28 protein-coding genes are annotated in these 26,248 nt (G+C 59.6%); 14 read left to right on the top strand and 14 right to left on the bottom strand.

Features of this window, described 5'->3' with window-relative positions; translation table 11 throughout:
- Positions 1 to 94 precede the first annotated feature (94 nt).
- Positions 95 to 1,057 carry a ribonucleoside-diphosphate reductase small subunit gene (locus OIS53_RS15105; RefSeq protein ID WP_264679401.1) on the bottom strand — a complete coding sequence of 321 codons (963 nt, stop codon included), beginning with the start codon at positions 1,055 to 1,057 and terminating at the stop codon, positions 95 to 97.
- A 486-nt stretch (positions 1,058 to 1,543) separates the two neighbouring features.
- On the opposite strand from OIS53_RS15105, the gene rplU reads away from it, so the two are divergent.
- The gene (rplU, locus tag OIS53_RS15100; RefSeq protein WP_264679400.1) at positions 1,544 to 1,849 is read left to right on the top strand and encodes a 50S ribosomal protein L21; all 306 of its coding nucleotides are present in this window, start codon (positions 1,544 to 1,546) and stop codon (positions 1,847 to 1,849) included.
- A gap of 119 nt (positions 1,850 to 1,968) precedes the next feature.
- Positions 1,969 to 2,286 (top strand): 50S ribosomal protein L27, encoded by a 318-nt coding sequence (gene rpmA, locus OIS53_RS15095; RefSeq protein ID WP_264679399.1) that lies wholly within the window; start codon positions 1,969 to 1,971, stop codon positions 2,284 to 2,286.
- Positions 2,287 to 2,400: 114 nt separating this feature from the next.
- Here the strand turns inward: rpmA and OIS53_RS15090 are convergent, their stop codons facing one another.
- The 4 genes from OIS53_RS15090 to hemW form a co-directional block, all read right to left on the bottom strand.
- On the bottom strand, positions 2,401 to 3,171 hold the full coding sequence (locus OIS53_RS15090) for a cyclase family protein (protein ID WP_264679398.1): 771 nt from the start codon (positions 3,169 to 3,171) through the stop codon (positions 2,401 to 2,403).
- Positions 3,172 to 3,324: 153 nt separating this feature from the next.
- Positions 3,325 to 4,011, bottom strand: a complete 687-nt coding sequence (locus OIS53_RS15085; RefSeq protein ID WP_264679397.1) for an alpha/beta fold hydrolase — start codon at positions 4,009 to 4,011, stop codon at positions 3,325 to 3,327.
- A 109-nt stretch (positions 4,012 to 4,120) separates the two neighbouring features.
- Positions 4,121 to 4,615 (bottom strand): hypothetical protein, encoded by a 495-nt coding sequence (locus OIS53_RS15080; protein ID WP_264679396.1) that lies wholly within the window; start codon positions 4,613 to 4,615, stop codon positions 4,121 to 4,123.
- A gap of 269 nt (positions 4,616 to 4,884) precedes the next feature.
- Positions 4,885 to 6,042, bottom strand: a complete 1,158-nt coding sequence (gene hemW, locus OIS53_RS15075) for a radical SAM family heme chaperone HemW (RefSeq protein ID WP_264679395.1) — start codon at positions 6,040 to 6,042, stop codon at positions 4,885 to 4,887.
- Positions 6,043 to 6,487: 445 nt separating this feature from the next.
- On the opposite strand from hemW, the gene OIS53_RS15070 reads away from it, so the two are divergent.
- From OIS53_RS15070 to OIS53_RS15060, 3 genes are all read left to right on the top strand, one after another.
- Positions 6,488 to 8,287: a BamA/TamA family outer membrane protein gene (locus tag OIS53_RS15070; RefSeq protein WP_264679394.1), complete on the top strand. Its 1,800-nt coding sequence runs from the start codon at positions 6,488 to 6,490 to the stop codon at positions 8,285 to 8,287.
- Between the two features lie 188 nt (positions 8,288 to 8,475).
- Complete coding sequence (locus OIS53_RS15065; RefSeq protein ID WP_264679393.1) at positions 8,476 to 8,979, top strand: group I intron-associated PD-(D/E)XK endonuclease; 504 nt, start codon at positions 8,476 to 8,478, stop codon at positions 8,977 to 8,979.
- Between the two features lie 278 nt (positions 8,980 to 9,257).
- The gene (locus OIS53_RS15060; RefSeq protein WP_264679392.1) at positions 9,258 to 10,280 is read left to right on the top strand and encodes an SPASM domain-containing protein; all 1,023 of its coding nucleotides are present in this window, start codon (positions 9,258 to 9,260) and stop codon (positions 10,278 to 10,280) included.
- A gap of 258 nt (positions 10,281 to 10,538) precedes the next feature.
- On the opposite strand, the gene OIS53_RS15055 is transcribed toward OIS53_RS15060, so the two are convergent.
- From OIS53_RS15055 to rsmI, 5 genes are all read right to left on the bottom strand, one after another.
- Positions 10,539 to 10,880 carry a hypothetical protein gene (locus OIS53_RS15055; protein WP_264679391.1) on the bottom strand — a complete coding sequence of 114 codons (342 nt, stop codon included), beginning with the start codon at positions 10,878 to 10,880 and terminating at the stop codon, positions 10,539 to 10,541.
- A gap of 127 nt (positions 10,881 to 11,007) precedes the next feature.
- Positions 11,008 to 11,223 (bottom strand): hypothetical protein, encoded by a 216-nt coding sequence (locus OIS53_RS15050; RefSeq protein ID WP_264679390.1) that lies wholly within the window; start codon positions 11,221 to 11,223, stop codon positions 11,008 to 11,010.
- Positions 11,224 to 11,483: 260 nt separating this feature from the next.
- Complete coding sequence (locus OIS53_RS15045) at positions 11,484 to 12,290, bottom strand: inositol monophosphatase family protein (protein ID WP_264679389.1); 807 nt, start codon at positions 12,288 to 12,290, stop codon at positions 11,484 to 11,486.
- Positions 12,291 to 12,508: 218 nt separating this feature from the next.
- Positions 12,509 to 14,284, bottom strand: coding sequence for an apolipoprotein N-acyltransferase (gene lnt / locus OIS53_RS15040; RefSeq protein WP_264679388.1), 1,776 nt, complete (start codon positions 14,282 to 14,284; stop codon positions 12,509 to 12,511).
- Positions 14,247 to 14,954 (bottom strand): 16S rRNA (cytidine(1402)-2'-O)-methyltransferase, encoded by a 708-nt coding sequence (gene rsmI / locus OIS53_RS15035; RefSeq protein ID WP_264679387.1) that lies wholly within the window; start codon positions 14,952 to 14,954, stop codon positions 14,247 to 14,249. The genes lnt and rsmI overlap by 38 nt, the downstream gene beginning before the upstream one ends.
- Positions 14,955 to 15,203: 249 nt before the next feature.
- Between rsmI and OIS53_RS15030 the strand changes: the two genes are divergently transcribed.
- Together OIS53_RS15030 and OIS53_RS15025 are read left to right on the top strand one after the other, a co-directional pair.
- Entirely contained in the window at positions 15,204 to 16,379 is a 1,176-nt protein-coding gene (locus OIS53_RS15030) for a hypothetical protein (protein ID WP_264679386.1), read from the top strand.
- A 55-nt stretch (positions 16,380 to 16,434) separates the two neighbouring features.
- A complete protein-coding gene (locus tag OIS53_RS15025) occupies positions 16,435 to 17,241 on the top strand; it encodes a hypothetical protein (RefSeq protein ID WP_264679385.1) in 807 nt (268 codons plus the stop codon).
- Positions 17,242 to 17,246: 5 nt separating this feature from the next.
- On the opposite strand, the gene OIS53_RS15020 is transcribed toward OIS53_RS15025, so the two are convergent.
- Positions 17,247 to 17,504 carry a 4a-hydroxytetrahydrobiopterin dehydratase gene (locus OIS53_RS15020; protein ID WP_264679384.1) on the bottom strand — a complete coding sequence of 86 codons (258 nt, stop codon included), beginning with the start codon at positions 17,502 to 17,504 and terminating at the stop codon, positions 17,247 to 17,249.
- Between the two features lie 157 nt (positions 17,505 to 17,661).
- On the opposite strand from OIS53_RS15020, the gene OIS53_RS15015 reads away from it, so the two are divergent.
- From OIS53_RS15015 to OIS53_RS15005, 3 genes are all read left to right on the top strand, one after another.
- Positions 17,662 to 18,162: a hypothetical protein gene (locus tag OIS53_RS15015; protein ID WP_264679383.1), complete on the top strand. Its 501-nt coding sequence runs from the start codon at positions 17,662 to 17,664 to the stop codon at positions 18,160 to 18,162.
- A gap of 49 nt (positions 18,163 to 18,211) precedes the next feature.
- Complete coding sequence (locus OIS53_RS15010; RefSeq protein WP_264679382.1) at positions 18,212 to 18,427, top strand: hypothetical protein; 216 nt, start codon at positions 18,212 to 18,214, stop codon at positions 18,425 to 18,427.
- A 97-nt stretch (positions 18,428 to 18,524) separates the two neighbouring features.
- Complete coding sequence (locus OIS53_RS15005) at positions 18,525 to 19,226, top strand: metallophosphoesterase family protein (RefSeq protein WP_264682374.1); 702 nt, start codon at positions 18,525 to 18,527, stop codon at positions 19,224 to 19,226.
- 64 nt (positions 19,227 to 19,290) lie between these two features.
- Here OIS53_RS15005 and OIS53_RS15000 read toward each other — a convergent pair whose 3' ends face one another.
- On the bottom strand, positions 19,291 to 20,097 hold the full coding sequence (locus tag OIS53_RS15000) for a tetratricopeptide repeat protein (protein WP_264679381.1): 807 nt from the start codon (positions 20,095 to 20,097) through the stop codon (positions 19,291 to 19,293).
- A 106-nt stretch (positions 20,098 to 20,203) separates the two neighbouring features.
- The gene (locus tag OIS53_RS14995) at positions 20,204 to 20,719 is read right to left on the bottom strand and encodes an RNA polymerase sigma factor (protein WP_264679380.1); all 516 of its coding nucleotides are present in this window, start codon (positions 20,717 to 20,719) and stop codon (positions 20,204 to 20,206) included.
- A gap of 305 nt (positions 20,720 to 21,024) precedes the next feature.
- Between OIS53_RS14995 and OIS53_RS14990 the strand changes: the two genes are divergently transcribed.
- The 4 genes from OIS53_RS14990 (at position 21,025) to rpiB (ending at position 24,347) form a co-directional block, all read left to right on the top strand.
- Entirely contained in the window at positions 21,025 to 22,317 is a 1,293-nt protein-coding gene (locus OIS53_RS14990; protein WP_264679379.1) for a serine hydroxymethyltransferase, read from the top strand.
- Positions 22,318 to 22,447: 130 nt separating this feature from the next.
- On the top strand, positions 22,448 to 23,305 hold the full coding sequence (gene tatC, locus OIS53_RS14985) for a twin-arginine translocase subunit TatC (protein WP_319805460.1): 858 nt from the start codon (positions 22,448 to 22,450) through the stop codon (positions 23,303 to 23,305).
- 5 nt (positions 23,306 to 23,310) lie between these two features.
- Positions 23,311 to 23,862 carry a hypothetical protein gene (locus OIS53_RS14980; protein WP_264679378.1) on the top strand — a complete coding sequence of 184 codons (552 nt, stop codon included), beginning with the start codon at positions 23,311 to 23,313 and terminating at the stop codon, positions 23,860 to 23,862.
- 50 nt (positions 23,863 to 23,912) lie between these two features.
- A complete protein-coding gene (gene rpiB, locus OIS53_RS14975) occupies positions 23,913 to 24,347 on the top strand; it encodes a ribose 5-phosphate isomerase B (RefSeq protein ID WP_264679377.1) in 435 nt (144 codons plus the stop codon).
- A 486-nt stretch (positions 24,348 to 24,833) separates the two neighbouring features.
- On the opposite strand, the gene OIS53_RS14970 is transcribed toward rpiB, so the two are convergent.
- Positions 24,834 to 26,246: a hypothetical protein gene (locus OIS53_RS14970; protein WP_264679376.1), complete on the bottom strand. Its 1,413-nt coding sequence runs from the start codon at positions 26,244 to 26,246 to the stop codon at positions 24,834 to 24,836.
- Positions 26,247 to 26,248: the final 2 nt, after the last annotated feature.

Raw genomic sequence — 26,248 nt, 5'->3', positions numbered from 1 at the left:
CGGTAGCCGTTCCGGAGGCGGTAGCCGAAGGGGCAGCGTAGAACAGTTCCGTCAGGCTCCCCCTCTCCACGGGAGAGGGGGCCGGGGGGTGAGGCTAAAAATCCTCGTCCAGGGAGAAGGCGTTTTCGGTTCGCTCGCTCATTACACCGGCTTTCTGGTACTCAGCCACGCGCTTCTCGAAGAAGTTGGTTTTGCCTTGCAGCGAAATCATCTCCATGAAGTCGAAGGGGTTGGTAGAGTGGTAGATTTTGGAATAGCCCAGCTCCATTAGCAGGCGGTCGGCCACGAACTCAATGTACTGGCTCATGCTCTTGGCGTTCATGCCGATGAGGTTCACGGGTAGGGCATCGGTCACGAACTCCTGCTCGATGCTCACGGCGTCGCGGATGATGTCGTGCACGCGTTCTTCGGGCAGCTTGTTTTGCAGGTGGCTGCGGTAGAGCAGGCAGGCGAAGTCGCAGTGCAAGCCTTCGTCGCGGCTGATCAGCTCGTTGCTGAAGGTGAGGCCGGGCATGAGGCCGCGCTTCTTCAGCCAGAAGATAGAGCAGAACGAGCCGGAGAAGAAAATGCCCTCAACGGCGGCAAAGGCAATCAGCCGCTCGGTGAAGTTTTCGGAGTTGATCCACTTCAGAGCCCACTGGCCTTTCTTGGTTACCGCCGGTACGGTTTCCAGGGCGTTGAACAGGTAGTCCTTCTGCTTGGGGTCCTTGATGTAGGTGTCAATCAGCAGGGAATAGGTTTCGGAGTGGATGTTTTCCATCATCACCTGGAAACCGTAGAAGCAGCGGGCCTCGGGCATCTGCACCTCCTGCATGAAGTTGACGGCTAGGTTCTCGTTCACAATGCCATCGGAGGCGGCGAAGAAGGCCAGCACGTGCGAGATGAAGTGCCGCTCGTTGTCGTTGAGGTTTTCCCAGTCTTTCTGGTCTTGCGACAGGTCAATTTCCTCGGCCGTCCAGAACGAAGCTTCGGCTTTCTTATAGAACTGCCACACATCGTTGTGCTGAATGGGAAAGAGGACAAAGCGGTTGGGGTTCTCGACGAGCAAAGGTTCCATGGCAGGCAGAGTAGAGGTGTGGTAGTGGACAATGATTGGAGCGGCCCAGCGGGGCCAGCCGCTTCCTAACTCTCGCTCCGGCAGTTTGTTTCACTTCGTCTCGACGACGCGCCGGCGCTAGAGTCAGAATGTCAAAGATAAACCGACCAGTTGGGAAGGTTGAGCCCAGTTGATGGTTTTTTGTGTGTTAATTTTTGTGCATACTACTAAGCCGCTGCCACTTGCCGAGTAGGCTCGTGGTTGCCTGTACGACGTCCTACTACCTGTCGAAATTAGAAGTTATCCACATTTTCCTTGTGGACAATTGCAGTTATCCACAAAAACACTATCCGCGTACCCGCTGGCGCGTTCTGTTATAAGAGTATAACCGCCGAAACTGGGGTGGCGCTGCAGCATGAGGTGTGAGGTTTAGTGAGTTAGGGTTTGGATATGTAAAATCAAGCTTCTACTTTTGCCTTCCATTTTTCAGAAACCGCGAAGACGCCGATGTACGCAATTGTCAACATAGCCGGGAAGCAGACCAAGGTCGAAGCCAATAAATTTGTATACGCCCACCGTTTGGCTGGCAACGTCGGCGACACCGTAGAACTGGGCAAAGCCCTGCTAACCGATAACAACGGAGCCATCAGCATCGGAGCCCCCGAGCTGGACGTAACCGTAACCGGCACCATCCTGGCCCACGTACAGGGCGACAAGGTGCTGGTGTTCAAGAAGAAGCGCCGCAAAGGCTACAAGAAGCTGAACGGCCACCGTCAGCAGTTCACTAAAGTCCTGATCAACAGCATCGGCTAAGAAATGAGCTATAAGCGGCAAGCCTCAGGCTGCACGCTTTTTGTTCAGTTCGCCGAGCATAGTATTTCTAAAAAATAAAGCTTGCAGCTTGTAGCTAGCAGCTTACAGCTCTCATACCAATGGCACACAAGAAAGGCGTAGGTAGCTCCAACAACGGCCGTGAATCGCACTCCAAGCGTCTCGGCGTGAAAATCTTCGGTGGGCAAGACATCATTGCCGGCAACATCATCGTGCGGCAGCGGGGCACCAAGCACCACCCCGGCCAGAACGTAGGCATCGGCAAAGACCACACCCTGTTCGCCATGATTGACGGCACAGTGCAGTTCCGCAAGGGCCGCAAAGACCGTTCGTTTGTTTCGGTAATTCCCGCCGCCACGGACGCCGCTGAGGTGCACACCTCAGCCACAGAATCGGCTGAACTCCACGGCAACGCCTAAAAGGCGCTGCATTACGAGTATTGATCCGGAAAGGGGCCATCCGAATGGATGGCCCCTTTTGCTGTTTAGGCTTGCTTGTCATTCCGAGCAGAGCGAGGAATGACAAACCAATGCCTAGCCGTTCAGCGCATACAGCACCGGCTTGCTGGGGCTGGCGTCTAGCTCCAGGCTGGTGACTTGCAGGTTGAGCAAGTAGAGGCCATCCGGCACCTCGTCGGGCACGAAAATCAGCTCCGTGATGGTGGCGTGGCGGCGTGTGGCGTGCGGGTACTGCCAAAAGGCATGGTGGGCTAGGAGCTGGCCGCCATCTTCCTCCCGGTCTACGCTGGGCAGGTCCAGCAGCAGGTGGTCGATGTGGTGCTCTGTCAGGTACTGGGCTACGGCGGGCTCGAGGTAGGCGGGGTTGGTGCCGGAGTAGTGGCGGGTGCGCTTAGCCGGGTCGTTGGGCAAGGTGCGCAGGATAAGGGCTTCGGGCCGCAAGCCGGCGTGTGGGCCACTTTCCAGGGCACGGCACACGTCTTCGAGCAGCACTACCGCGTTGCCGGATGGTTGGGTGCGGGGTGGCACTGACACCAGCCGGGCCACGAACAGGAACCGGCGCAGGCAGCGGTTCAGCGTCGCCGCCGGGTCGGGCGAAATATGGCCGTAGCACTCGGTGTGGGTGCCGTTGCCGTGGGGCGTGAGGTGGACGCGCTGGTAATTGGTGCTGCCGCCCTCGGCCACGCTGCCCACAAAGCTGCCCACTCGAATCACCTCAACCTGCATTGGCTCGGCCCAGAAGCAGTTCACCTGACCGGCACCGGGCGCCAGTGGCAGTGAAATATCCAAAGGAGCCGCGGGGTCGAAGGCAAAGGTGCGGCCGTGGTGGGAATAGGTAGCAGACATGGCGGTGAACCTCACCCCCTAGCCCCCTCTCCAAAAGAGAGGGGGAACTAGCCTGCTAGTTCTAGTTTAGAACTTGCTCCCCTTCTCAGATGAGAAGGGGCTGGGGGTGGTTGATAAATCGTGGAACAGCTTTTTAGAGCTACAACTAACAAGCTAGTTCCCCCTCTCTTTTGGAGAGGGGGCTAGGGGGTGAGGTTCACCAGCCGCCAGCTTGTTCAGAATCCGGCTGATTTCCTGAGCGTGGCTGACGACCATGAAGTGGCCGCCGCCCGGAATGAGGTACTCGACGGGCGTGGGGCCGGGCGGGAAAACCCGGTCGTGAGTGCCCAGAATTTGAATGGCGCGGCCGACGTTGGCGCTGTCCCAGTGCAGCAGGCTATGGATGGCCCAACGGGTATAGCGCGGCTCCATGTCGCGCAGGACTTCCCGAAACAGCCGGTACTCCTCGCCATTCTTCACCCCGAAATACCACTGCCCTACCCGCGGAAACAGCTTGAGCAACTGGGGCGGCACCAGCCGGTACACGCCCGTGGCCCGAATAAGGCGCAGCAGAGGTGGCAGGCTGTGAGCATCAGGGATGCTGCTGATGAGCACGGTGCGCAGCTGGGGCCGCAGCCGGTTGATTTCCAAGGCCACCACGCCGCCAAATGATATGCCTACCAGCAGGCCCGTTTGCTCCGGCGGAATGTCGGCGGCCAGGCGGGCGGCGTAGGCGGGCAGGGGCTCGGTGGGCGAAGCCGGCAGCACCCACTCCAGCACCCGCGACTCGCCGAGTAACAGGGGCTGGAGGTTGCGAAACACCCGCGCATCGGCCCCAAGGCCCGGCAAAAGATAAATCATTGATAGAGGTAAAAATGTACAGAGCGCCGTGCAGAGTAGCTGGCCCAGAGTGGTTGCAAAGTAGTGCTAGCTAAAAGAGCATCGTAGTTTCTTTTACTTTTTAATTGCGTCACGGTTCGACGCGCAGAAACACGCCTTCGAGGTAAAAGATATTGTGAGGCTGGCTGCTTTCGTACTCTTCTTCGCCTTCCGCATCCTCACCCAAAGGCGGAGCCTGCATGTTGATGTCAAACGTCTCGTCGTCTTCGTCGTCGTAGAGGTCGTCGGCGGGGTAGGTGCAGGATAGCTTGAGGGCCACGTTGGGCAAGGCAATGGGCGGGTTGGCCTCGGTGGTGTACTCCAGCAGGCAGGGCCACTCGCGCACGGTGGCCAGGGCGTCGGCCACGTCTTCCTGCAACTCACCGGTGCGCGAGCCGGCCAGGCGCAGCAGCAAGTCGAGCTGCTGAAACGGCAGGCCCAGGTGGAAGAAGTGCGGCTCCTGGTCGAAAAACGTGGTGGCCCACAGGGTCACGTCGTCGGAGTTGTCGAACACAATGGCCGTAAGCTGCACCTGCTCGATGAAAAAATCCGTTTCGTCGGCCAACGCGTCAATTAGTTTTCTCATGGAGTAAAGGTCCAGGTGAATAAATACGCCTACGTGGCTACGCTTAACAGCGCGGCCTCTTGGCTTCTAACGCCGCAGAAAGCTACAGGATAACGCCGCGTGCCGAAAGAAACTACGCAAAAAAGCAAGGCCCCAAATTGCCTGTTCTCTACCCTATCTCCTCTACTTAGAGAACTGAACTAGCAGCTACTTCTAGAACTAGCCGTTGGCGAAGCAGCAAGCGGAGAGATGAGCGCCAATGACAGAAGCGGTTACGTCCCGGCTTTTCTTCAACTAGAAGACACCGGGTGCCCGACGCTCTGGAACAGCTCCAGCGTTACGTGGTCGGCGAGGAGCTTCCCTTGGTTGGTGAGGCGAAGTACGCCATCGGTGAGCGTAGCCAGGCCCGTCGTCTGGAGCTGCCGGAGGTAGTCGGGGCGCTGGGCGGGCAGGTCCACGCCCAGGGTGTCGCGCAGGTGGTGCAGGTCGCAGCCCTGCGCGGTGCGGAGGCTGGTCATCAGGTATTCGTTGGCGCGGTCCAGGGGGCTGAGGTGCTCCACGGTGGCCGGCACCTGCTGGCGCTCCAGCACGGCCGTTACGTACTGTGGGTTGTTGGCCAGGGTGTGCTGGCGGCTGTGGCCGTTGAAAGAGTGGGCGCTGGGCCCCAGACCCAGGTAGGGAACCCCACGCCAGTAGGCCGAGTTGTGGCGCGACTCGCGGCCGGGCCGGCAGAAGTTGCTGATTTCGTACTGCTGGTAGCCGTGGCGGGCGGTTTGCTCCAGCAGCAGCTCAAACTGCCGGGCCACGAAGTCGTCGGGCGGGGGCAAGAACCGGCCTTTCTGCTGCTGGCGCCCAAACACGGTACCAGGCTCGATGGTGAGGGCGTAGCACGACAGGTGAGGCACCTGCAAGGCAAACGCCGCCGCCATATCCGCCTCCCAAATGGCGTGGCTGGGCGCGGGCACCCCGTAAATCAGGTCCACGGAAATGTTTCCGAAGCCAGCATCCTGAGCCCGCAACACCGCCGCCCGCGACTCCTCAGCCGAGTGGGCCCGGTTCATCAGGCGCAAGTGCGGCTCGTAGAAGCTTTGCAGGCCAATGCTGAGGCGGTTGACGGGCGAACCGGCCAGCTCCCGCAGCTTGGCAGTCGTGAGGTCGTCGGGGTTGGCTTCCAGAGTCACTTCCGCATCCGGGGCCACGCGGAAGTGGCGGTGAATGGCCTCAAACAGCTGGTGCAACTCGCTTTCGGTCAGCAATGAGGGCGTGCCGCCCCCGAAATAGATGGTGTTGAGCGTAGCGGCAGGGCCGAGGTAGTCGTGGCGCAGAACCAGCTCTTGCACCAGCGCATCCACAAGGCGGCTTTTCAGCCCCATGGAGGTGCTAAAGTGAAAGTCGCAGTAGTGGCAGGCCTGCTTGCAGAAGGGAATATGAAGATAGAGGCCAGGCATAGTTCAGAGCGAAGCGCGGGCGCGGGATGGAAAGTAGTGAGGTGAGGAGGGAAATGGTGACAGGTGACAAGTGACAGGTAACACGTCTGTCCTGCTGAGCGCAGCCGAAGCATCTCTCCCGCTTCGGTGCAGTCGTCAGAAGTTAGCCAGCGGGAGAGATGCTTCGACAAGCTCAGCATGACGATTAGCCTCTAGCGTCAGCACGCGAGATGCTTGCCTGCGGCGACCTGCGGTTCGGCAGGCGGAGGCCAGATGGAGCAGGACGGTTACTTTTCCTGATGTCAGTAGTTTCCTTACCTAACTTGTTTCCTTTCACCCAAATTCCTACCAGACAGCAGCGGGCCGCCCGTCCGTTCCGGTCCTGCTAGTATCTCATTCAGAAGCCGAAAGCGGGAAAGTATCTTGCGTGGAAATTAAACGCGGCGTTTCGCGTTTCTGCCCTCAAATGTACGCCCGCCTTCTCAGTTTCTGGCTGTTGCTACTGGTAGCCGGTGCTGCCTGGGCCCAGCGCGCCCCGGTCGCCGACACGGTGAAGGTCCGGCCGGCGCGGCTGGCCTCAAGCCGCCCCATAGTGCTACACCTGGAGCTAGAAGCCGCCGACCGGCCCGTGGTGCGGCGCTACCGCTTCCGCCCAGTGCTGCCCGACTCGCTGGCGGCCCTGCGCGAGGTGCGCGAGTTGGTGCTGGCCCTGCAGGCCGATGCCTACCTCACGGCCTCAGCCGACGAGCTGCGCTGGCGCCGCCGCGACACGCTGCGGGTGCGCCTGTACGTGGGCGAAAAGTTTCGGTGGGCCCGCCTGCGCAACGGTAACCTCGGCGACGGCCTGCTCACGCGGGCCGGCTACCGCGACAAGCTGTTCCGCCAGCAGCCGTTTCAGCCCCAGGAGTGGGCCCGTTTGCAGCAACGCATCTTGCAGGAAGCTGAAAACCAAGGCTTCCCCTTTGCCACCGTCCAGCTCGACTCTCTGACCCTACGCGGCGCCGACGTGGAAGGGCGCGTGGTGCTGCGCCGCGGCCCGGCCGTGGTGTTCGACTCTCTGCAGATCGTGGGCACCACCAAAACCCGCACCCGGTTCCTGACCAAATACCTCCAGCTGGAGCCCAACCAGCCCTTCAGCCAGCAGCGCATCCTGGAAGCCGCCCGCCGCCTGCGCCAGCTGCCGTACGTGCAGCTGAAAGCCGAGCCGGAGGTGCGCTTCTCCCGCAACCGGGCCCGCGTGTTTTTGCTGCTCGAAGACCGCGCCGCCAGTCAGTTCGACGCTATTGTGGGGGTATTGCCCAACCCCAACCCTGGCTTGGGCCAGAAGCGCGTGCAGCTTACCGGCGACGTAACCATCAACCTGCGCAATATCCGGGGGGGCGGCAAGGGGTTGGGGCTGCAGTGGCGCAAGTTTGCTGGCGCTTCCCAGCAGCTCGACGCCCAGTACGTGCACCCCAGCTTCTTCGGCACGCCCCTGGAGCTGAGCGGGGCCTTCAACCTGCTGCGCCAGGACAGCCAGTTTGTAACGCTGCGGCCCCGCCTGCAAGTCACCTACCCCACGGCTCGGGCCGGGCGGGTGTCGTTCTTCACGGAGCGCCGCAGCTCCCGCCTGCTGTCCACTGATTCTACCTTGCAGCGGCTGCCGGCCAACATCGACTCCGAGTTCAACTCCTACGGCCTCGACTACGCCTGGACCACCCTCGACGACCCGTACTTTCCGCGGCGGGGGCTGCTGGCCAGCGTGCAGGCCAGCATCGGTACCAAGCGCATCCGCCGCAATTCCAACCTGAGCGACACGCTTTACCAGCGCCTGCCCCTGCGCAGTACCCAGGTCAGCTTGGGCCTGCGGGCCGAGCAATACTTTCGCATCGGCCGCTCGGGGGTGCTGCTGGCGCGGGTGCGCAGCGAGGCCTTGTTCAACCAGCGTTTGTTCCTGAACGACCTGTTCCGGGTAGGCGGCTTGGCCACGCTGCGCGGCTTCAACGAGTTGAACTACTTTGTGAGCCAGTACGCGGTGGGCACGGCCGAGTTCCGGCAGTTCACGGGCCCGGATGCCTACGTGTTTGTGTTCGTGGACCAGGGCTGGCTGCGGCGCGACCTGACCACTACACGCTGGCACGACACACCCACGGGCCTGGGCACGGGCCTGAGTTTCCGCACCGGAGCCGGGCAGTTCCAATTCGTGTACGCCCTAGGCCGCGACCAGCAGCAGCGCCTAGCCCTGAACGCCGGCAAGATTCATTTCGGCATCACCAACCGGTTTTGAGATGAGGTGATAAATCTTCGGCTAACTTTTTTAAGCTGATACTCAGCGTCCACGGCAGATTTTGTCAGGTTTCGCAACCCTCACAGCTACATTTCCGAAAAAGCCTACTACATTTGCATTATCAAACAGTGCGGGGTGGAGCAGTTGGTAGCTCGTTGGGCTCAAGAAATTGCGACATCAGCAAGGTTATGAATACCAAACTGAAGGGTGACATTGCAGAACAAGCAGTTACTCTTCGGGCGCTAAAACAAGGTTGGGGCGTGCTCCGGCCAATTGGCGACAGGTTGCCATACGATTTGGTCTTTGACATTGGGGGACGCTTGTTGAAAGTTCAGGTGAAAAGTGCCTGGTTTGATACTGCCCGAGGTAACTGGGTAGTAGACAACCGCCGCACAAAAACCAACCGACGACACATGGTCCGAAGCCGCTATTGTGTAAACGATTTTGACTTCGCCATTGCCTACCTCGATGAAATAGACCTGATGTATGTGTTTCCGGTTGATGTATTCATAAGCTACGGTTCCGAGATACACTTAATCGAAACCAACAAACGACAACGTAAGCCGCGTTCGGCAGCTTACCGCGAAGCTTGGATGCTGATGGCACATTGGGCGGCATTGGAGGAAACTCCTTTGTGTTCACTTGCCAAACTCGGGGAAGCCGGTAGTGCGGTAATCCCGAGCCAAGCCTGAAGCTATATGAGTTTCAGGAAGGTGTAGAGACTGAATGGTAAGCACCCTAACGGTACGGCCGAGGGTGAAGAGACAGTCCAGCCCACAAATGCCGGCGCATGGCCGGCAGCAGCCAAAGCTGTAGTGGGAAGCATAACCCAAAGGTCACTGGTTCGAGTCCAGTCCCCGCTACCTCAAGTAAAACCGACCGGTTGCCAGATGGCGACCGGTCGGTTTGTTTTTGGCCGGATTTGAGCCTGATGGCTTGTCGGTGCGGGGGCGTACCTTTGGAGCCTGCTATGGCTTCCCTACTCACCGACGGACTTAATTTCTTCTCGAAAGCTACGCCGCACCGGCTGTGGAACGCGGCGCAGGTGACGGGCGGGTACGTGCTGAGCAAGCTTACGGGCCGGGCCCGGCACTGGGGGCTGCCCGTGGCCTTGTCGTTTGAGCCCACGACGAGCTGCAACCTGCGCTGCCCGGAGTGCCCCAGCGGCCTGCGCTCCTTCACGCGGCCCACTGGCATGTTGCCCGATGAGCTGTTTCGGAAGACCATTGACGAAGTGGCCTCCCGGCTGTGGTACCTGGTTTTCTATTTTCAGGGCGAGCCGTATTTGCACCCCAACTTCCTGGAGTTGGTGCGCTATGCTTCGCAGAAAGGCATCTACACCGCCACCAGCACCAACGCCCATTACCTGACCGACCAGAACGCCCGCCGCACCGTGGAAAGCGGGCTTGACCGGCTCATTATTTCCCTCGACGGCACCACCCAGGAAGTGTACCAGCAGTACCGCGTGGGCGGCAAGCTCGACAAGGTGCTGGAAGGCACCCGCAACCTGATAAAGTGGCGGCGGGAGCTGAAGTCGCAGACGCCGCGGGTGGTGTTTCAGTTTCTGGTGGTGCGGCCCAATGAGCACCAGCTGGAGGACGCCAAACGACTAGCTCAGGAGCTGGGCGTAGATGACGTGTGGTTTAAAACGGCCCAGATTTACGACTACCAGCACGGCTCCCCGCTCATTCCCACCATCGACTACTACTCGCGCTACCAGAACCAGGGCGACGGCACCTACCGCATCAAAAACCGCCTGCTCAACCACTGCTGGAAGATGTGGCACTCCTGCGTGGTGACCTGGGACGGGCTAGTGGTACCCTGCTGCTTCGACAAAGACGCCGAATACCGCCTCGGCGACCTGAAAACCCAGACCTTCCGCCAGCTCTGGCACGGCTCCAAGTACCGGCAGTTCCGCGCCGCCCTCCTCAAAGGCCGCGACCAAATCGACATGTGCCGCAACTGCACCGAAGGCACCAAGGTGTGGGGATAGAGGTAATTAAAAATTGAGAAGTAAGAATTAAAAATTAGCCATTCAAGCAATTTTTCATTGAGCATTGACCGGCTAATTCTTGATTGACTCTACTCACCGCCACAAAGCTGGACGGGCGCGCTTGTTTTACTGGATGGGCAGCGGCGTTTTTGTAGGTGAGAGTGGGTGGGGGCAAAAATGACAAAGTGCACCCCAAGCTGCGTTGGGGCGCACTCTGCGTGATGCTGGTGCGGGAAAATATGACGTAAAATCAGGCGCTTACTTGTGGCCTTTCATCAGGTTTTTGCCCAGGTCTTCCACTCGTTTCAGAAACTCGTCAATCTGCTCATCGGCGTACACGCCGTACGGGGCCGAGATAGTGCCTTTGGTGCCATCGGCGGCCTCAATAGCGTACAGGATGGACATGTCGTCGGGGTTGCTCTCTCCCTCGAAACGGTAGAAGTCAACGATGGTCACTTCCTCGGGCGTATAGCCTTGGTGCCGGTCGTCGCCGAGCGGGTACAGCCGGCCATCGGCCACCCGGAAGTCAGCCGTGAAACCGTCCTTGGTCAGCTTATTTTCAACATTGACCAACGAGCGTTCTTCTTCTTTGTCTTGCATGAGCGGGGTGCTTTGGAGATGGAAGGGTCAGGGAAACGGGGCCTCACAAACGGAAGCCCCGTACCGGCTATACGTAGCCAGTACGGGGACAGGTTATCTAACCGGCTCTGCAAGACCAGTCCGCAGGCTATTGCCCGGCTTTGCGGGCCGCGGCCACCTCAATAGTGCGTTGCAGCCGGTCTACGTCGATAGTGGAGCAAGCCCCGCAGCCTTTGGCACAGCCGGTCTGGTCTTGGGCAAAAAAGGCCCGCCAGAACAGCCGCCCCACATACCAGGCCGCTCCCGCTGCCAGGACGGCAATCAGGAAGTATTGGATTTCTAAGGAGGTGAGTACGAGCAGCATATCGGCAAAACTACAGAGAGCGGGGAATAGTTTGAATCACAGATTGTGCAGATTGAATTGATTACACTGATTGCACTTGACTGCTCAGAAGCTGTTTCACAAGTTGGTCGAACCACACCGGAGCGTCCTGCTCTATCTGGCGTCTGCCCCGCGAAGTATTTCTACTGCTTTGGTGCTGATGATTGGAGTGAGCCCGCGGTAGAGATGCTTCGGCAAGCTCAGCAGGACCATCCACTTGTCACCTGTCACTTGTTACCTCATCACTCTCCTCCCCGCACCCAGAACTCCCGGATGGTATCCTGCATCTGCCGGTGGATGTGGCCATTGCTGGCTACTACTTCGCGGCCGAAGAGCGGGTCGCCGTCTTCGAGGAACTGAGTGACGTGGCCGCCAGCCTCGCGCACGAGTAGGATGCCGGCCGCTACGTCGTAGGAGTTGAGGTTGAACTCGAAGAAGCCCTCGAAGCGGCCCGCCGCCACGTAGGCCAGGTCTACGGCGGCTGAGCCCAGGCGGCGCACGCCGTGGCAACGCTCCATAAAGCCGCCCAGCACCCGCAGGTAATCATCGAGCAGGCCGAAGTGGCTGTACGGAAAGCCCGTAGCCAACAAAGACCCGCCCAGCTCCGGCACATCCGTAACGTGGATGGGCTGCTCGTTGCAGAAGGCCCCGGCGCTCTTGGCGGCCCGGAAACACTCGTCGCGGTTTACTTCGTAGACCACGCCGGCCACCAGCTCCTGGTAGTGGATGAGGGCCACGCTCACCGAGTAGCAGGGCAAGCCGTGCACAAAGTTAGTGGTGCCGTCCAGCGGGTCGATAATCCAATTGAACTTCTCGGCTTGCACGGCGCCTTCGGTGCCTTCTTCGGTAATGAAGCCGGCCTCCGGCAGCAGCTCGCGCAGCCCGGCCACCAGCAGCTTCTCGGTTTCCTGGTCTACATACGACACTAGGTTGTGCAGGCCCTTGACCTCGACGCGGCTCCGGTCGAAGGTGGCGGCTTCCTGCCGAATAAACTGGCCCGCACGCCGCGCCACGGCCGCCAGCTGCAAGCTGAGTTGGTTATAGTCCATGTAGTGCAATGTGGCCTAAGCTTCAGCTTGGGTCGTGAGAAAAGAGAAGTTTGCTGAGGTGGCAGAGACGGCCCAAGCTGAAGCTTAGGCCACATGCCGCTCGCGCCTGGTCGTTGAACAGGCGTCAACGATGTAGCGCGAAGCTGTACTTTGCAGGGCGCTTAACCGATGCCGCGCGCTGCTGACTGCTCAAGCGCCTCGCGAAGTACAACTTCGCGCTACATCTGGTTAGCCGTTCTGCCAACCGGGCGCGTGCGACGCGCCCCTACCACCGCCACCACCAGTACCCCAAGCAGCAACAGCACCGCCAGCACCTGGCAGGCCGGCCCGATTAGCTCGCCGTGGCGGACGTAGAAGGTTTCTTCGGTGTTCAGGCGCACGGTGGCGCGGCTCACGGCGGGCACCCACCAACCGGTTTGCTGGGTGATTTCGCCTTTTTGATTGATGAAGCCCGAAATGCCGGTGTTGGCGGAGCGGGCAATGTCGCGGCGGGTTTCGATGGCGCGCAGCGTAGCGTACTGCAAGTGCTGGAGGTGGCCCGGCGAGTCGCTCCACCAGCCGTCGTTGGTGATGATACCGATGAGCGTCGCGCCGTCTTTCACGTAGTCGCGCACGAAGTCGCCGTACACCGACTCGTAGCAGATAACCGGGGCCACGCGTAAGTTGGGGCTTTGGGTGCGGTAAACGGCGCGCTCGGGCTGGGAGCCCAGGCCCCCGGCCGTACCGCCCAAGTCGATGACGAAGGCCGACAGCCACGGCGGCACGCCTTCCACGCCCGGCACCAGGCGGCTTTTGTGGTAGAACTCGGCCGGAGCGGTGGCACCGCCCAGGTGCAGGGCCGCGTTGAACAGGTCGTAGTAGCCCAGGTCTTTGCGGAAGCGGGCGGTGGGGCTGGCGTTTTCCTTTTGCGGACCGTACTGCTGCACGGTGGTCAGGCCCGTAATCAGCTCCACGCCGGGGTGCTGCCCCAGCCACTGCCGCAGCCGCTGAATCTTGGGGTAGGTTTCAATGGTGGCCTCAAAGTAGGTTTCGTCCAGCGACGTTTCGGGCCAGAGCACCAGCTTGGTTTGCGGAGTTAGGTTCTGCTCGGTCAGGGTCAGCAGGCGGCTCAGCTGCTCATCATAGGACACGAAGCGGGAGCCGCCCTCGAACTTCTCATGGTAGGGGTCCACGTTGGGCTGAACGACCAGCACCTCCGCCGTAGCGCCTTTTTCCTGGTAGCTGTGGCCGATGAGCAGGGAAATACCGATGGGCAGCAGGACCGCTAAGCTTGCAGCTAGGGCAGTAATTAAAAATTGCCTCTTCTGGTTTACATCGTTCTGGTTACCAGTAGAAACTGCGTCATCTTTAATTTTTAATTGATACTTTTTAACTGACAGAAACACCAGAATATTCACCGTCCAACTCCACACCGAGCCGCCGAGGAAGCCGGTGTACTCGTACCACTGCACGAGTTGGTTGGCCTGGGCGAAGCCGTTGCCGAGCGTGAGCCAGGGCCAGGTCAGAAACCAGTGCAAGTGCAGCTGCTCGAAGGCAATCCAGTAAATAGGCAGCGCCACGTAGCCGACCCGCGGGCCCAGGCGCTGCTTGGTAAGGCGAAAGGCCGTGAGCGGCAGGCTCATCAGCAGAGCATTGGCCACCACGGCCGTGACGCCGCCACCCACGGTGCTGTAGCTGACCCAGTAGGTGGTAAACAGGTTCCAGAGCACCAGCAGCAGGTAGCTGTAGGCCCAGACCTTCCAGCCCGACGCGCCTTGCCGGGTCAGGCCGTCTTCCAGCCACAGGTAGGGCACCCAGGCTACCAGCAGCAGCAAGGCCAGCGGGGCCGGGTGCACGGGCCAGCCGGCCCACAACAGGCCGGCGCCCAGCAGGGCCAGCAAAGCGGACTGCCAGGTGCCCCGGCCGGCGCCTGGCAGGGCGGCTACCGGGGCGGCAGGGGTTGGGGTAGCGTAGGTTTTAGTCGGCACGGCGCTCTTCTCGTTTTCCTTGTACAACCACTACAATTTCGCCTTTGATGGCGGGGCGGGCCCCGAAGTCGGCGGCCAGCTCTGCCAGCGTGCCGTTTACGGTTTCCTCAAACAGCTTGGTCAGCTCCCGGCTCACCGAGGCCGGGCGGTCCGGCCCCAGCGCCTCGGCCAGCTGCTCCAGCGTCTTCACGATGCGGTGCGGCGACTCGTAGAAGATCAGGGTGCGAGGCTCGTCGGCCAGCTCCCGCAAGCGGGTCTGGCGGCCCTTCTTCACCGGCAAAAACCCCTCGAACACGAACCGCTCGGCCCCGAAGCCCGACTTGAGCAAAGCCGGCACGAAGGCCGTGGGGCCGGGCAGGCACTCCACTTTCAGGCCCCGTGCCAGGCACTCGCGCACCAACAAAAAGCCGGGGTCGGAGATTCCCGGCGTGCCGGCGTCGGAGACGAGGGCCATGGTTTCGCCACGCTCCAGGCGCTCCAGCAGGCGCGGTACCTGCTGGTGCTCGTTGTGCAGGTGGTAGCTGAGCAGGGGCTTCTTCAGGCCCAGGTGTTGCAGGAGCCGGCCGCTGGTGCGGGTGTCCTCGCAGAGCACCGTATCCACCTCGCCCAGCACCCGAATGGCCCGCAGGGTAATGTCCTCCAGGTTGCCGATGGGCGTGGGCACGAGGTAGAGCTGCGTGGTAGTTGGTTCAGCCATAGGGCAAAGGTACTTTGTGTCGGCTGGTTATGCCTAGGTGAAGCGAATAGCAATATTTTTCTTTTGTACTTAATTATTAAAATATCCTTGTGGATTTGAGCTATTACACCGCCCTATCCCCAGCGAGGCCCCGCACCCCGCGCACCTATTGTTTTTTGCGTCGTATCGACAAGCTGATATCCTCTGGTTAACAGCAGCCTATGCGGCGAAGAGTACTTGTGTTCCATTCATCATTTTTCATCACAACTTATGTTCACCAACTATTTACCAGCACGGCGCTTCGCCATGCTCATCACTAGTGGCTTGCTCTTAGTCAGCACAGCTTGCCAAAAAGAGGTAGAAACCTCTCCAACTCCAGCCGCCTCTTCAGCTACCGCGGATGCCAAAGGCTCACGGGAGTTTAAAAACAAAGGCCGGTACCTCTCCTTCACCAACCAGGCAGACTTTTTAGCTGAGGCTAAAGAGCTTGATAAGCTGGCCGCGAATGAAGGCACCGCCGAGCACTTAGAAAAGTGGGAGAAGAAAACAGGCTTTCACTCTCTGCGTGCCCACTACGCTAAAAAGCGTCAGGAAAGAGAGGCACGAGAAAGAAGAGCAGCAGGAGTAGCTGACCAAGCCAGCGCAGTAGGCGCCCAGGCCCTACTTCCGGAAGAAGATGATGGTAATCCTACGCCACCTTATTTCGAGCCGTATGAAGAACCTTGGGACGAAGGCCTCATCATTGAAGATGATTATTTCGCTGCTATGCTTTCACCAGAAGGAACGGTTGAGATTGGAGGTAAAATCTTCCGCATCGACCTCGCTAACAATATTGTATCTTACATTCCTTCCTCACAGGCTAGCGAATATGATCAGTTTGTAAGTGCCCAGCCTACGGATGAAAGTGCCAGCTCAATACGCTACTTCGACTTGACTGAAGACGTGTTAGGATTATTGGATGGAGGAGATTCAGGCTCTAGTTTCTCTGAATTCAGGCCGGGTAGAATTAGAATTGGTTCGGGGATAGGGTGTGGGCCTGGCGCAGATAGAAAGCATGATAAAGCTAACCAATATTATGCCGATAACAGACGTTTAGACTGTAAAATAGTGTATCAACCGCTCGGCATCTATCATTCTATTGTGGCCAAGGCACACCACCAGAAAAAGACGTGGTATGGAGCATGGGTTGGTTCTCCAGCTACTATGTACATTCAGCCTAATCCTGGCACCTATTGGCAACCTCTTTGTGAAACATATGTAGAATCAGACCAAAATTCATATGATAATTTTAATGCTCCTTATCTAGGAAACCATACTGGTGATCATAATACAGTTACACATCGTTATTTTAACTCCATGAAAGGAGTCAAGCGATATAAAGCAGACGTTAAATTCAGAGTTGGTCAATTTATCACTCGCGTATTCTCCATTCAAGATGAATGGTAACAAAAACAGCACCCACCAAATAGTTGGTGGGTGCTGTTCTTAAATCTAATAGGAAATGAAAAGTCTTTTTTTCCTTTGTTCTGCTTGGTTGCTTTTATTTCCTAAGATTAGTTATAGCCAAAGCAAGCTGTATCTGGACCTAAAACTCGGAGCCAACTATACCTTTGCCGAGGGCGCACACTTTGGCAAGGGCAAGCAGCCGTTTAAAGCGCACAGTAAGCTTGGATTTGACGAGCAAGGCGTAATTATGCTACGCCTGCAAGTACGGGAGAAATGGGGCATTGCTACTGGATACAGCGGTAGCACGTTAGGCTGGGCATATAGCCTGCAAATGCCGCAGCAATACACCGTAAATCCATTTCATGGTGAATGGCGGGGCAGCGGCACTGGCGTTTATCTACACCAATTCCCTGTACTGCTCAGCCGAAAAATAGGCGAGTACAATATCAAGGAAATAGATACCGTCCGTCACACATACCTGGCCAGCTTTCGGCTGGACGCGGTTTTAGGCACTGGTTTAAACTGGAACAACCGAAATTGCTTTGATTGCAGTAGCCTGAGCAGTGGAGGTCTTTTTTACGATACCATTGATTTCCAGGAAACCATCATCAAACGCCGCCGCTTCGGCACGTTTATCACGGCCGGCGTCACGGCGCGCTTCTACCGCCTTGGCAAGGAGCGGCTGAACCTGAGCCTGTACTACACCCAGGGCCTGACGGATATGTTGCTGGTGCCGGTAGAGTACCGCTACAACTCGCAGCGGGGCAGCACCACGCTGCACGTGCGCGGCTCAGGGCTGAGCGCCACGCTGGGTGTGCCAATCCGGCTCAAAACGTTTGCCGCTCGCTCAGCGCCTAAATAACGCGCTTACGCTACCGTTTCGCCGCCAAACTGCGCCGCTAGCTGACTGATGGTGTCGGCTAGCCGATAGTTGCGGCGGGTGACGGTGTTGCCAGCGTCGTGGGTGCGCAGGCGAAACTCGACGGTGTTGTACTCGTTAGCCCACCACGGGTGGTGGTCCTGGGCCTCGGCAGCTTCGGCCACGGCCGTCATGAAGGCAAAAGCGGTTTTGAAGTCGGGGAAGCGCAGGCGGCAGTTCAGGGCGTTGTCGTGTTCGGTCCACATAGCGAGTGAGGGTGAATGAGGAGCAGTTAAGGAACGAAACAAGGCCGGTCGGGAAAGGCTAACGACCAGTCAGTTCCTGCATCAAACCTAAACCCAAACCTGCAAACCGCAGTACACTCAGGTGAATCCTAGTTCACGGACCACACTTGAAACTCCCATGGCCACTGACCCTCACAACCGCCCCGTGCGCGTGCTAGAAGAAGATACCACTGAGCAGGAGCTGGCCGCCGGCCACATCATTCCCGGCGCCGACCCACCCAAAAACGAAGCCGCCCGCGGGGGCTTCGGCAACCGCGACGGTAAGGAAGGCTACGGCACCGACAGTGAGTCGGGCATTACGGCCGTGTCGGTAAACGAAGACGCCGATAAAAACAGCCGCCCCGCCGACAACCTGCGCAGCAATGAGGAAGGCCGCGAGGACCGGCCCAACCAGGACCTGCCCGCCGACCGGGACGCCGACCTCCAGCCCCGCCGCCCCGTGGACGAGCTGGACGCCGACGACCAGCGCCCCAACCAGGACGAAATGCTCGACCCCGACTCCCGCGTGGGTATGGACCAGATGGAGCCCCGCGCCATTAACAATGACGAGCTGGCCCGCCAGGGCACCAACGCCGACCTCACCGACCCTAACGCCACCGACACAGCTATTATCCAGTAGCCGCGTCGGTGTGTTTTTGTATTTCTCTGAAAACAAACAGCTTACCGCCATGCCTGACCACAGCAACAACACCAACCAGCAGTCCAAGGAAAATCACGGCAGCCCCACGCAAACCGAGCAGCCGAAAGGGGCCGGCAACCTGCCTGTCAACAACCTTGACCCGGCCACCGAAGACCGGCTGGAACAGGAAGCCTTGGATGCGGGCCTGCGTCACCCCAACCGCAACCTGGAAAAGCCCGACCTGGATAAGCCGGCGTACAGCTAGCCGTTTTGATTACCCAACCACAAAAAAGCATCTGCCGCAGCGGCAGATGCTTTTTTGTGGCAGCCATTTCCCCACCCCCTTACGTCTCTTGCCCATCATGGCCCGCTACGCCACCTCCGACCTGCACGGCTGCCTGCTTTCGTTTCAGCGGCTGGTAGAAGACAAGCTGAAGCTCACGCGCGACGACGAGCTGTACGTGCTGGGCGACTACGTGAACAAGGGCCCCAACAGCCGCGGCGTGCTCGACTACCTCAGGCAGCTCCAGGCCGACGGCTACCCGGTGGTGTGCCTGCGCGGCAACCACGACCAGGAGCTGCTCGATGCCGCCTGCGGCCGCCTGGCCCTCACCTGGGCCCCCGATGCCGACCGGCACGTGACCCTGCAAAGCTTCGGGGTGCAACAGGCCGCCGACATTCCCGACTCGTATCTGTGCTGGCTGGAGGAGCTGCCCTACCAGCTGGAAGTGCCGGGCTTCGTGCTGGTGCACGCGGGCTTCAACTTCCGGCTGCCGCCCGAGCAGATGCGCCGCGACTGGAATACCATGCTCAACATCAAGGAGTTTGTGCTAGACGCCTCCCGCCTGGGCGGGCGGCGCCTGCTGCACGGCCACGTACCCACGCTCACCACCGAGGTGCAGAAGCAAGTAGACGAGCCAGCCGGCGCCATTTGCCTCGACACAGGCTGCGTGTACCGCCACAACCCCGAGCTGCGCCACCTGGCGGCCCTCAACCTCGACACGCTGGAGCTTACCTTGCAGCCCAACATCGAGCCCGACTACTACATTGCGAAGCGGGGGTAGCCATAGTCATTCAATGCTGGTTTTTCGGCCGAAGACGCGGAAGAAAAGCCCCAGGCGCGGCGGCTTAGTCTCGGGGTAGGGCGCCGGAGCGCAGCAGCTCCTGGGCGGCCTGCTGGTAGGGGTTGCGGGCATCGGCGGCTACGGCCCGGAGGGTGTTGCGGGCCGCCGTCAGCTGCTGATTGCGCCAGTAGGCCATGCCTAGGTGGTAGCGGGCCTTGCGGGCCAGCTCCGATTCGGGCTGCGTAGCCACGCGCCGCAGCAGGGGCTGCGCGGCCTGGGTTTGCTCTTTATCGTCTTGGCTGAGCAGGAAGATGCCGCTGTAGTAGAGCAGCGTGTCCTGGCCCAAGTTGCTGGTGGGCACCCGGCGCAGGGCGTGCAGGGCCGGGGCGTAGTGCCCCTCGCGGTAGTGGCGCATGGCCTCGGCCAGCAACGGCCGCCGCGACTCTTGCACGGCCGCGGCGGGCAGGCCGGCATCGGGCACGTAGTAGCGGCTCCAGGCGCCATCCGGGGTGGTGGTGGCGGGGCGCAGCACCAGCCACAGGGCCAGCACGGCCAGGGCCCCCAGTGCCACCAGCAGCCCCCAGCGCCGCTGGGTTTGGCGCTGGCGCCGCTTGATGCGGGTGAGGGCAGCCTGCCGCTGGTCGAGGTGCAGGTCGACGGATTCGAGGCGCTGGCGCAGGGTTTCGTGCCCGGCCACCCAGCGCAGGTCGGCCATGAGCTGGGCAAAGGCTTCGTAGGCCCGGCGCAGCTGGGCGTCCTGCTCCATGCGCTGCTCAAATGCCGTCTGCTCGGCAGCCGTCATCTGGCCGTCGGCAAAGCGTTCCAGCTCTTCCAGGTAGGGGCGCAGGTCGAAAGCGGGCAGCGGCGTCATGCTGAACCAAGGGAATAAAAGAAGGCGTGGGGGAGGCACGGAGCCGCCGGAGGCCGTGAAACAAGAAACCGGGCAGCTAAGCTACGCAGAAGCGCGCAGCCGGCCGCTACTGGAGGGCCTCGCCGGACTCGGTGCGCCACTGTAGCTCGTAGAGTTTGCGCAGGCAGCCTGACTTTTGCATGCGCGCCACGTTGGCATTGGCAAAGCCCATCTTGCCGGCCACCTTCTCGAAGTTGTACCCCCGGAAGTAGAAGTACATCAGCACCTGCTGGCAGTCGGCGCCGAGCTGGCTGAACAGCCCCCGCAGGCGCTGGCGGCGGCCGGCCTCAGCCACGGGCAGCACCTCGGTGGTACGGTCGGCGCGCATTTGCTCGTCGGCCATGCCATACACGTAGGCCCGCAGGTTGGGCGGCAGCTTGGTCAGGCGCCCGTCGGCTACTTGGTCGTAGAACTCCAGCAGCACGGTGCGCAGCAGCTCGTAGGCCGGGGCTGCCTCCAGCCGGTGCCGCCGCCGTGCCCACCGCGCAAACAGGTCGCGGTTCTGCTCATAAAACGTTATCAGAAACGACTGGTCACCGACGCGCAAGTTGGTCAGGACCTCGGCAAGCTGCGGAGAATTCATATGAGCAAGATAGAGATTTAGGGACTTAGGGGCTTGGTTTGTCATCCTGAGCTTGCGAACCGAAGGAAGGCGGAACCAAGAGCCTGATGCCCATGGAATGGTAAGCGGCAGCACAGCTCCGCGCCTTCTGCGCAAACTTCTGCGTCCTCGGCGGGCTAAGCCGCCCGAACGACTCGTGCCGACGTGAGAAGCTACTTCAGCCGCCGCCGTACGCCAGACAAAGGGCAACAAAATACGCCAGAACGGCAACAAAGTCCCCAAGACCCTACGCCCCTAAGTCCCTAACTCCGCTTACCTTTGAAGCTATGGAAACGCAAGCCCTACCCCTGACGCTAGACACCGCCGTTTTTGACCTTATTCAGAAGGAAAAGGAGCGGCAAACCCACGGTATTGAACTCATTGCTTCGGAGAACTACGTGTCGGAGCAGGTGATGCGGGCCCAGGGCTCCATCCTCACCAACAAGTACGCCGAAGGCCTGCCCGGCAAGCGCTACTACGGGGGCTGCGAAATCGTGGACCAGATTGAGCAGCTGGCCATTGACCGGGCCAAAGAGCTGTTTGGGGCCGAATGGGTAAACGTGCAGCCTCACTCCGGCGCCCAGGCCAACGCGGCCGTGATGCTGGCCGTGCTTCAGCCCGGCGACAAAATTCTGGGCTTCGACCTGGCCCACGGCGGCCACCTCACGCACGGCTCGCCGGTCAACTTCTCGGGCAAGCTCTACCGGCCCAGCTTCTACGGCGTGGAGCCCGAAACCGGCCTCATCGACTGGGACAAGGTAAAAGAAACGGCCCGCCGCGAGCAGCCCAAGCTCATCATCTGCGGGGCCTCGGCCTATTCGCGCGACTGGAACTACCAGGCCCTGCGCGAAGCTGCCGACGAGGTGGGCGCCCTGCTGCTGGCCGACATCTCGCACCCCTCCGGCCTCATTGCCAAAGGCCTGCTGAACAACCCGTTCGACCATTGCCACATCGTGACGACGACCACGCACAAAACCCTGCGGGGCCCGCGCGGCGGCCTGATCTTGATGGGCAAGGACTTTGAGAATCCCTTCGGGCTGAAGACGCCGAAAGGCGAAATCCGGATGATGAGCAGCCTGCTCGACTCGGCTGTGTTTCCGGGCACTCAGGGCGGGCCGCTGGAGCACGTGATTGGGGCCAAGGCTGTGGCCTTCGGCGAAGCCCTAACCGACACCTACACCGAGTATGTGCAGCAGGTGATTCGCAACGCCCAGGCCCTGGCCGGGGCTTTCGTGGCGCGCGGCTACCAGATCATCTCGGGCGGCACCGACAACCACCTCATGCTCATCGACCTGCGCAGCAAAGGCCTCACGGGCAAGCTGGCCGAAAACACCTTGGTCAAAGCCGATATCACTATCAACAAAAACATGGTGCCCTTCGATGACAAGTCGCCCTTCGTGACCAGCGGCATGCGCATCGGCTCGGCGGCCGTGACTACGCGCGGCCTGCGGGAAGCCGACATGGTGCGCATCGTGGAGTTTATCGACGAGGCCCTGACCCATAACGCCGACGATGCCCGCCTGGCCCGCGTGCGAGGCCAGGTAAACGACTGGATGCAGCAATACCCGCTGTTTTCATAAATGAGTGGATGAGTGAATGAGTGGATGAATGAATAAAATCGGCTGGCTACATCCTGCCCAGACTAGTTTTCGTTCATGCTTCCGCTCCGCTGATTCACTCATTTGCTCATTCACCCATTCACTCATTCCCTTGAACACCCCTCAACCTTCGCTGGGCGACCAGCAGGAAATGTCGTTTATCGACCACCTGGAGGTGTTGCGCTGGCACATCATCCGGGCCGCTATTGCGGTGGTCGTTTTTACCTTGGCCGCGTTTCTGGCCAAGGATTTCCTGTTTCACGACCTGATTCTGGGTCCGTCGCGGGCTGATTTCTGGACCTACCGCATGTTCAACCAGGTGGGCGAGTGGCTGGGGGCGCCGGGCCTGCGCATGGACCGCCCCACCTTCGACCTGCAAAACCGGCAGATGAGCGGGCAGCTGACCATGCACATCAGCACCTCGTTTGTGGTGGGACTGTCCTTGGCGTTTCCGTACACGTTCTGGGAAATCTGGCGCTTTATTAAGCCGGGGCTGTACCCGCACGAGCGGGCCAACTCGCGCGGGGCGGTGTTCTTCGTGTCGGTGCTGTTTGTGCTGGGCCTGCTGTTCGGCTATTTCATTGCCGCGCCCCTGAGCATCAACTTTCTGGCTTCCTACCAGCTCGACCCCACCATCGAAAATCAGATTGACTTGCAGAGCTATATCAGCACGCTGACTACCATGTCGTTGTCGTGCGCGCTGGTGTTTGAGCTGCCCATGATTGTGTTCTTTCTGGCCAAAGCCGGCCTGGTGACGCCCGAAATCATGCGCGTGTACCGTAAGCACGCCATTGTAGTCATTCTGATTCTGGCCGCCATCATCACCCCGCCCGACGTAACGGCCCAGATTATCGTCACCATCCCCGTCATTCTGCTCTACGAGCTAAGCATTACCATTGCCCGCGTAGTAGGCCGCAACAACACGGCCCGCCTCAACGCCCAACTCGCTGAAAACAACCACGTAGCCTAGTAAATATGATGAATATGATGAATATGATGAATATGATGAATATGATGAATATGATGAATATGATGAATATGATGAATATGATGAATATGATGAATATGATGAATATGATGAATATGATGAATATGATGAATATGATGAATATGATGAATATGATGAATATGATGAATATGATGAATATGATGAATATGATGAATATGATGAATATGATGAATATGATGAATATGATGAATATGATGAATATGATGAATATGATGAATATGATGAATATGATGAATATGATGAATATGATGAATATGATGAATATGATGAATATGATGAATATGATGAATATGATGAATATGATGAATATGATGAATATGATGAATATGATGAATGTGATGAATGTGATGAATGTGATGAATGTGATGAATGTGATGAATGTGATGAATGTGATGAATGTGATGAATGTGATGAATGTGATGAATGTGATGAATGTGATGAATGTGATGAATGTGATGAATGTGATGAATGTGATGAATGTGAGAAATGTGAAAATGGCCGATTATTCGGCCAATTAGTTTCTTACCGGATTTCCCACATTCTCTCCTCATTACTCACAGTAGCTTTTATGGAAAACCACATTGCCATCGGCTCCGACCACGCCGGGTTTGCGTACAAGCAGATGCTGGTGCAGTGGCTGCAGGATAATGGCTACGAGGTGCGCGACTTCGGCACCTTCTCCGCTGATTCAGTTGATTATCCGGACTTTGTGCACCCGCTGGCCACGGCGGTAGCGGCCGGGGAGCTGGAACGGGGCGTGCTGCTGTGCGGCTCGGCCAACGGGGTGTGCATCACGGCCAACAAGCACCGCGGCATTCGGGCGGCCATTGCCTGGGAGCCGGAGCTAGCCGCCCTGGCCCGCCAGCACAACAACGCCAACATCGTGTGCGTGCCGGCCCGCTTCGTAAGTGAGGAAGACGCCCGCGCCATCGTCAGCCAGTTCCTAAATACCGCCTTTGAAGGCGGCCGCCACCAAACCCGCGTGGCCAAGATTGACTGCTGAAAGAAGGCCCCTGGCGGCAGACTTCTCGCCTTTGGCGAGGCGTCTGCCCGCCGGCTCATGGGGCAAGTCTCCCGACTTGCGGCCGCGCCAGCGGCCAGCCGGAACCGCGCCTCGTGAGGTTGCTGGGTGGCCAGCAGAAGTCATAAGTAACGCGAAGTTTCACTTCGCGACGGGGCAGAACGACGAGGCAGAACAATGCTAAACCGCTCCGCACGTCCCAGAGCTAAAGTTCAAGGCTAGTCAGCGAATACTCCGGGAGCTGCTACGTAGCCCGAGGCTTCCGCTCTGGGAGCCTTACCACCTGCGTGATGATGCCCGAAACGGTGCTGTACCCAAACGGCGCGGTACCGGCTGGCCGCTGGCGCGGCCGCAAGTCGGGAGACTTGCCCCATTTCCGTGGCTCGAAGTCTCGCCGCCTGCGGCGGCTAAGACTTCGGCCAGGGGCCTTCTCAACTTTCTAACTCCTCAACTTATAAACTTCTCAACTTACCTCAGCCGGTACAGCCGCGGGGTGTTGGTGGGCTCGTAGCGGCCGAAGATGGCCGGCACTTTGTATTGCAGCTCGGGCAGCAGGCCGGCCTGGTCGATGAGGTAGCGCGGGGGCTGGGGCTGGAAGCTGCGCGAGAGGCGGAACACGGCATCGTACTGGTCGAGCTGGCCAAAATCAACCTGCGATAGGCGCCAGTCCAAGTAGGGCGTGGTGGGGCGGTTGCGCAGGTAGGGGCGCTGGTCGGGACCGAGCACGAGCAGGCGCTGGCCTTCCAGAAACGCATAGGTGGGGTTAGGGCGCACGGCAAAGCGACTTTCAGCCGGAATCTGCACGACGGCTTCCAGCCGCAGCGCCTCACGGTAGCGCACGGCCACCACCGCGCCCAGCACCAGGAGCAGCAGCACCTCGGGCACCCAGCGGCGGCGGGCTTTCTGCCACAGAAACAAGCTGAAGTAGGTGAGCGGCGGCAGCAGCAGCACCAGCGTGCCGGGTGCCGTGCCCCGGCCGGCTGCGCCCATGGCTACGGCCACCAGCAGCCACACCAGCATCAGCTGCAGAAACTTGACCTGAAATACCAGCCCTAGCGACGTAGTGAAGCTGCGGCCCAGGCTTAGCACCAGCAGCAACCCCGGCAGCACCAGCAGCCGCAGCAGCACCCCCAGCGGCAGTCCCTCGGGGCCGTTGGCCAGGCCTTGCAAGGTAGGCTGCAAATGAAACTGCACGAAAGCCGGCAGGGAATCGGCGTACAGAAACACGGTAGCCACTACCGCATACGGAAACAGAAAGCCACAGACCAGTAGCAAAAAGCTCCGGAACGAGTTGGCGGCGAAGACGATAACCGCAAACAGCCCCACCAGCAGAAACAGCGCCAGCGGCAGGTAGCACAGGGCCGCCACCCCCACCAGAAAGCCCGCCCGGAACAGGCGGCGGTTGTCGTACCCCTCGCGGGAGGTGGGCAACAGGGCACTCAGGGCCGTTATCAGAAACGTGTGCCCCAGCAGCAGCGGCGACAGGATGTCGAGGTCGGCGGTGAGGGAGCCGAGCAGCAGGTAGGTGAGGGCGCCCACGTAGCCGCGCTCGGGGTGCACGTCGGCGCGGTTGAGCACGAAGTTGAAGCGCAGGGCCTGAAACGCAAGCAGCACCAGGGCCAGCCCGCGGTGCAGCCAGAGCGGGCGGCTGCCCACCACGTCGAGAGCCCCGAACAGGGCCGCGGCCAGCGGGGCGGTGCTATCGTAGAGGTTGCGGTAGAGCAAGGCGCCTTCGTGCAGCCGCTCCCCCACCAGCAGGCCGCGCAACTCGCTGGGCAGCAGCGGCAGGCCCCACCAGAGCAGCGGCAGCCGCAGGGCCAGCAGCAAGAGCAGCAGCACAAACAGCCGCGTGGGCAGGGAGCTTTTGAAGAATTGGAGCAAAG

This window comes from Hymenobacter sp. YIM 151500-1 (assembly GCF_025979885.1).
In the GTDB taxonomy this organism is placed as follows: domain Bacteria; phylum Bacteroidota; class Bacteroidia; order Cytophagales; family Hymenobacteraceae; genus Hymenobacter.
This window is presented reverse-complemented; position numbering and strand designations above follow the sequence as displayed.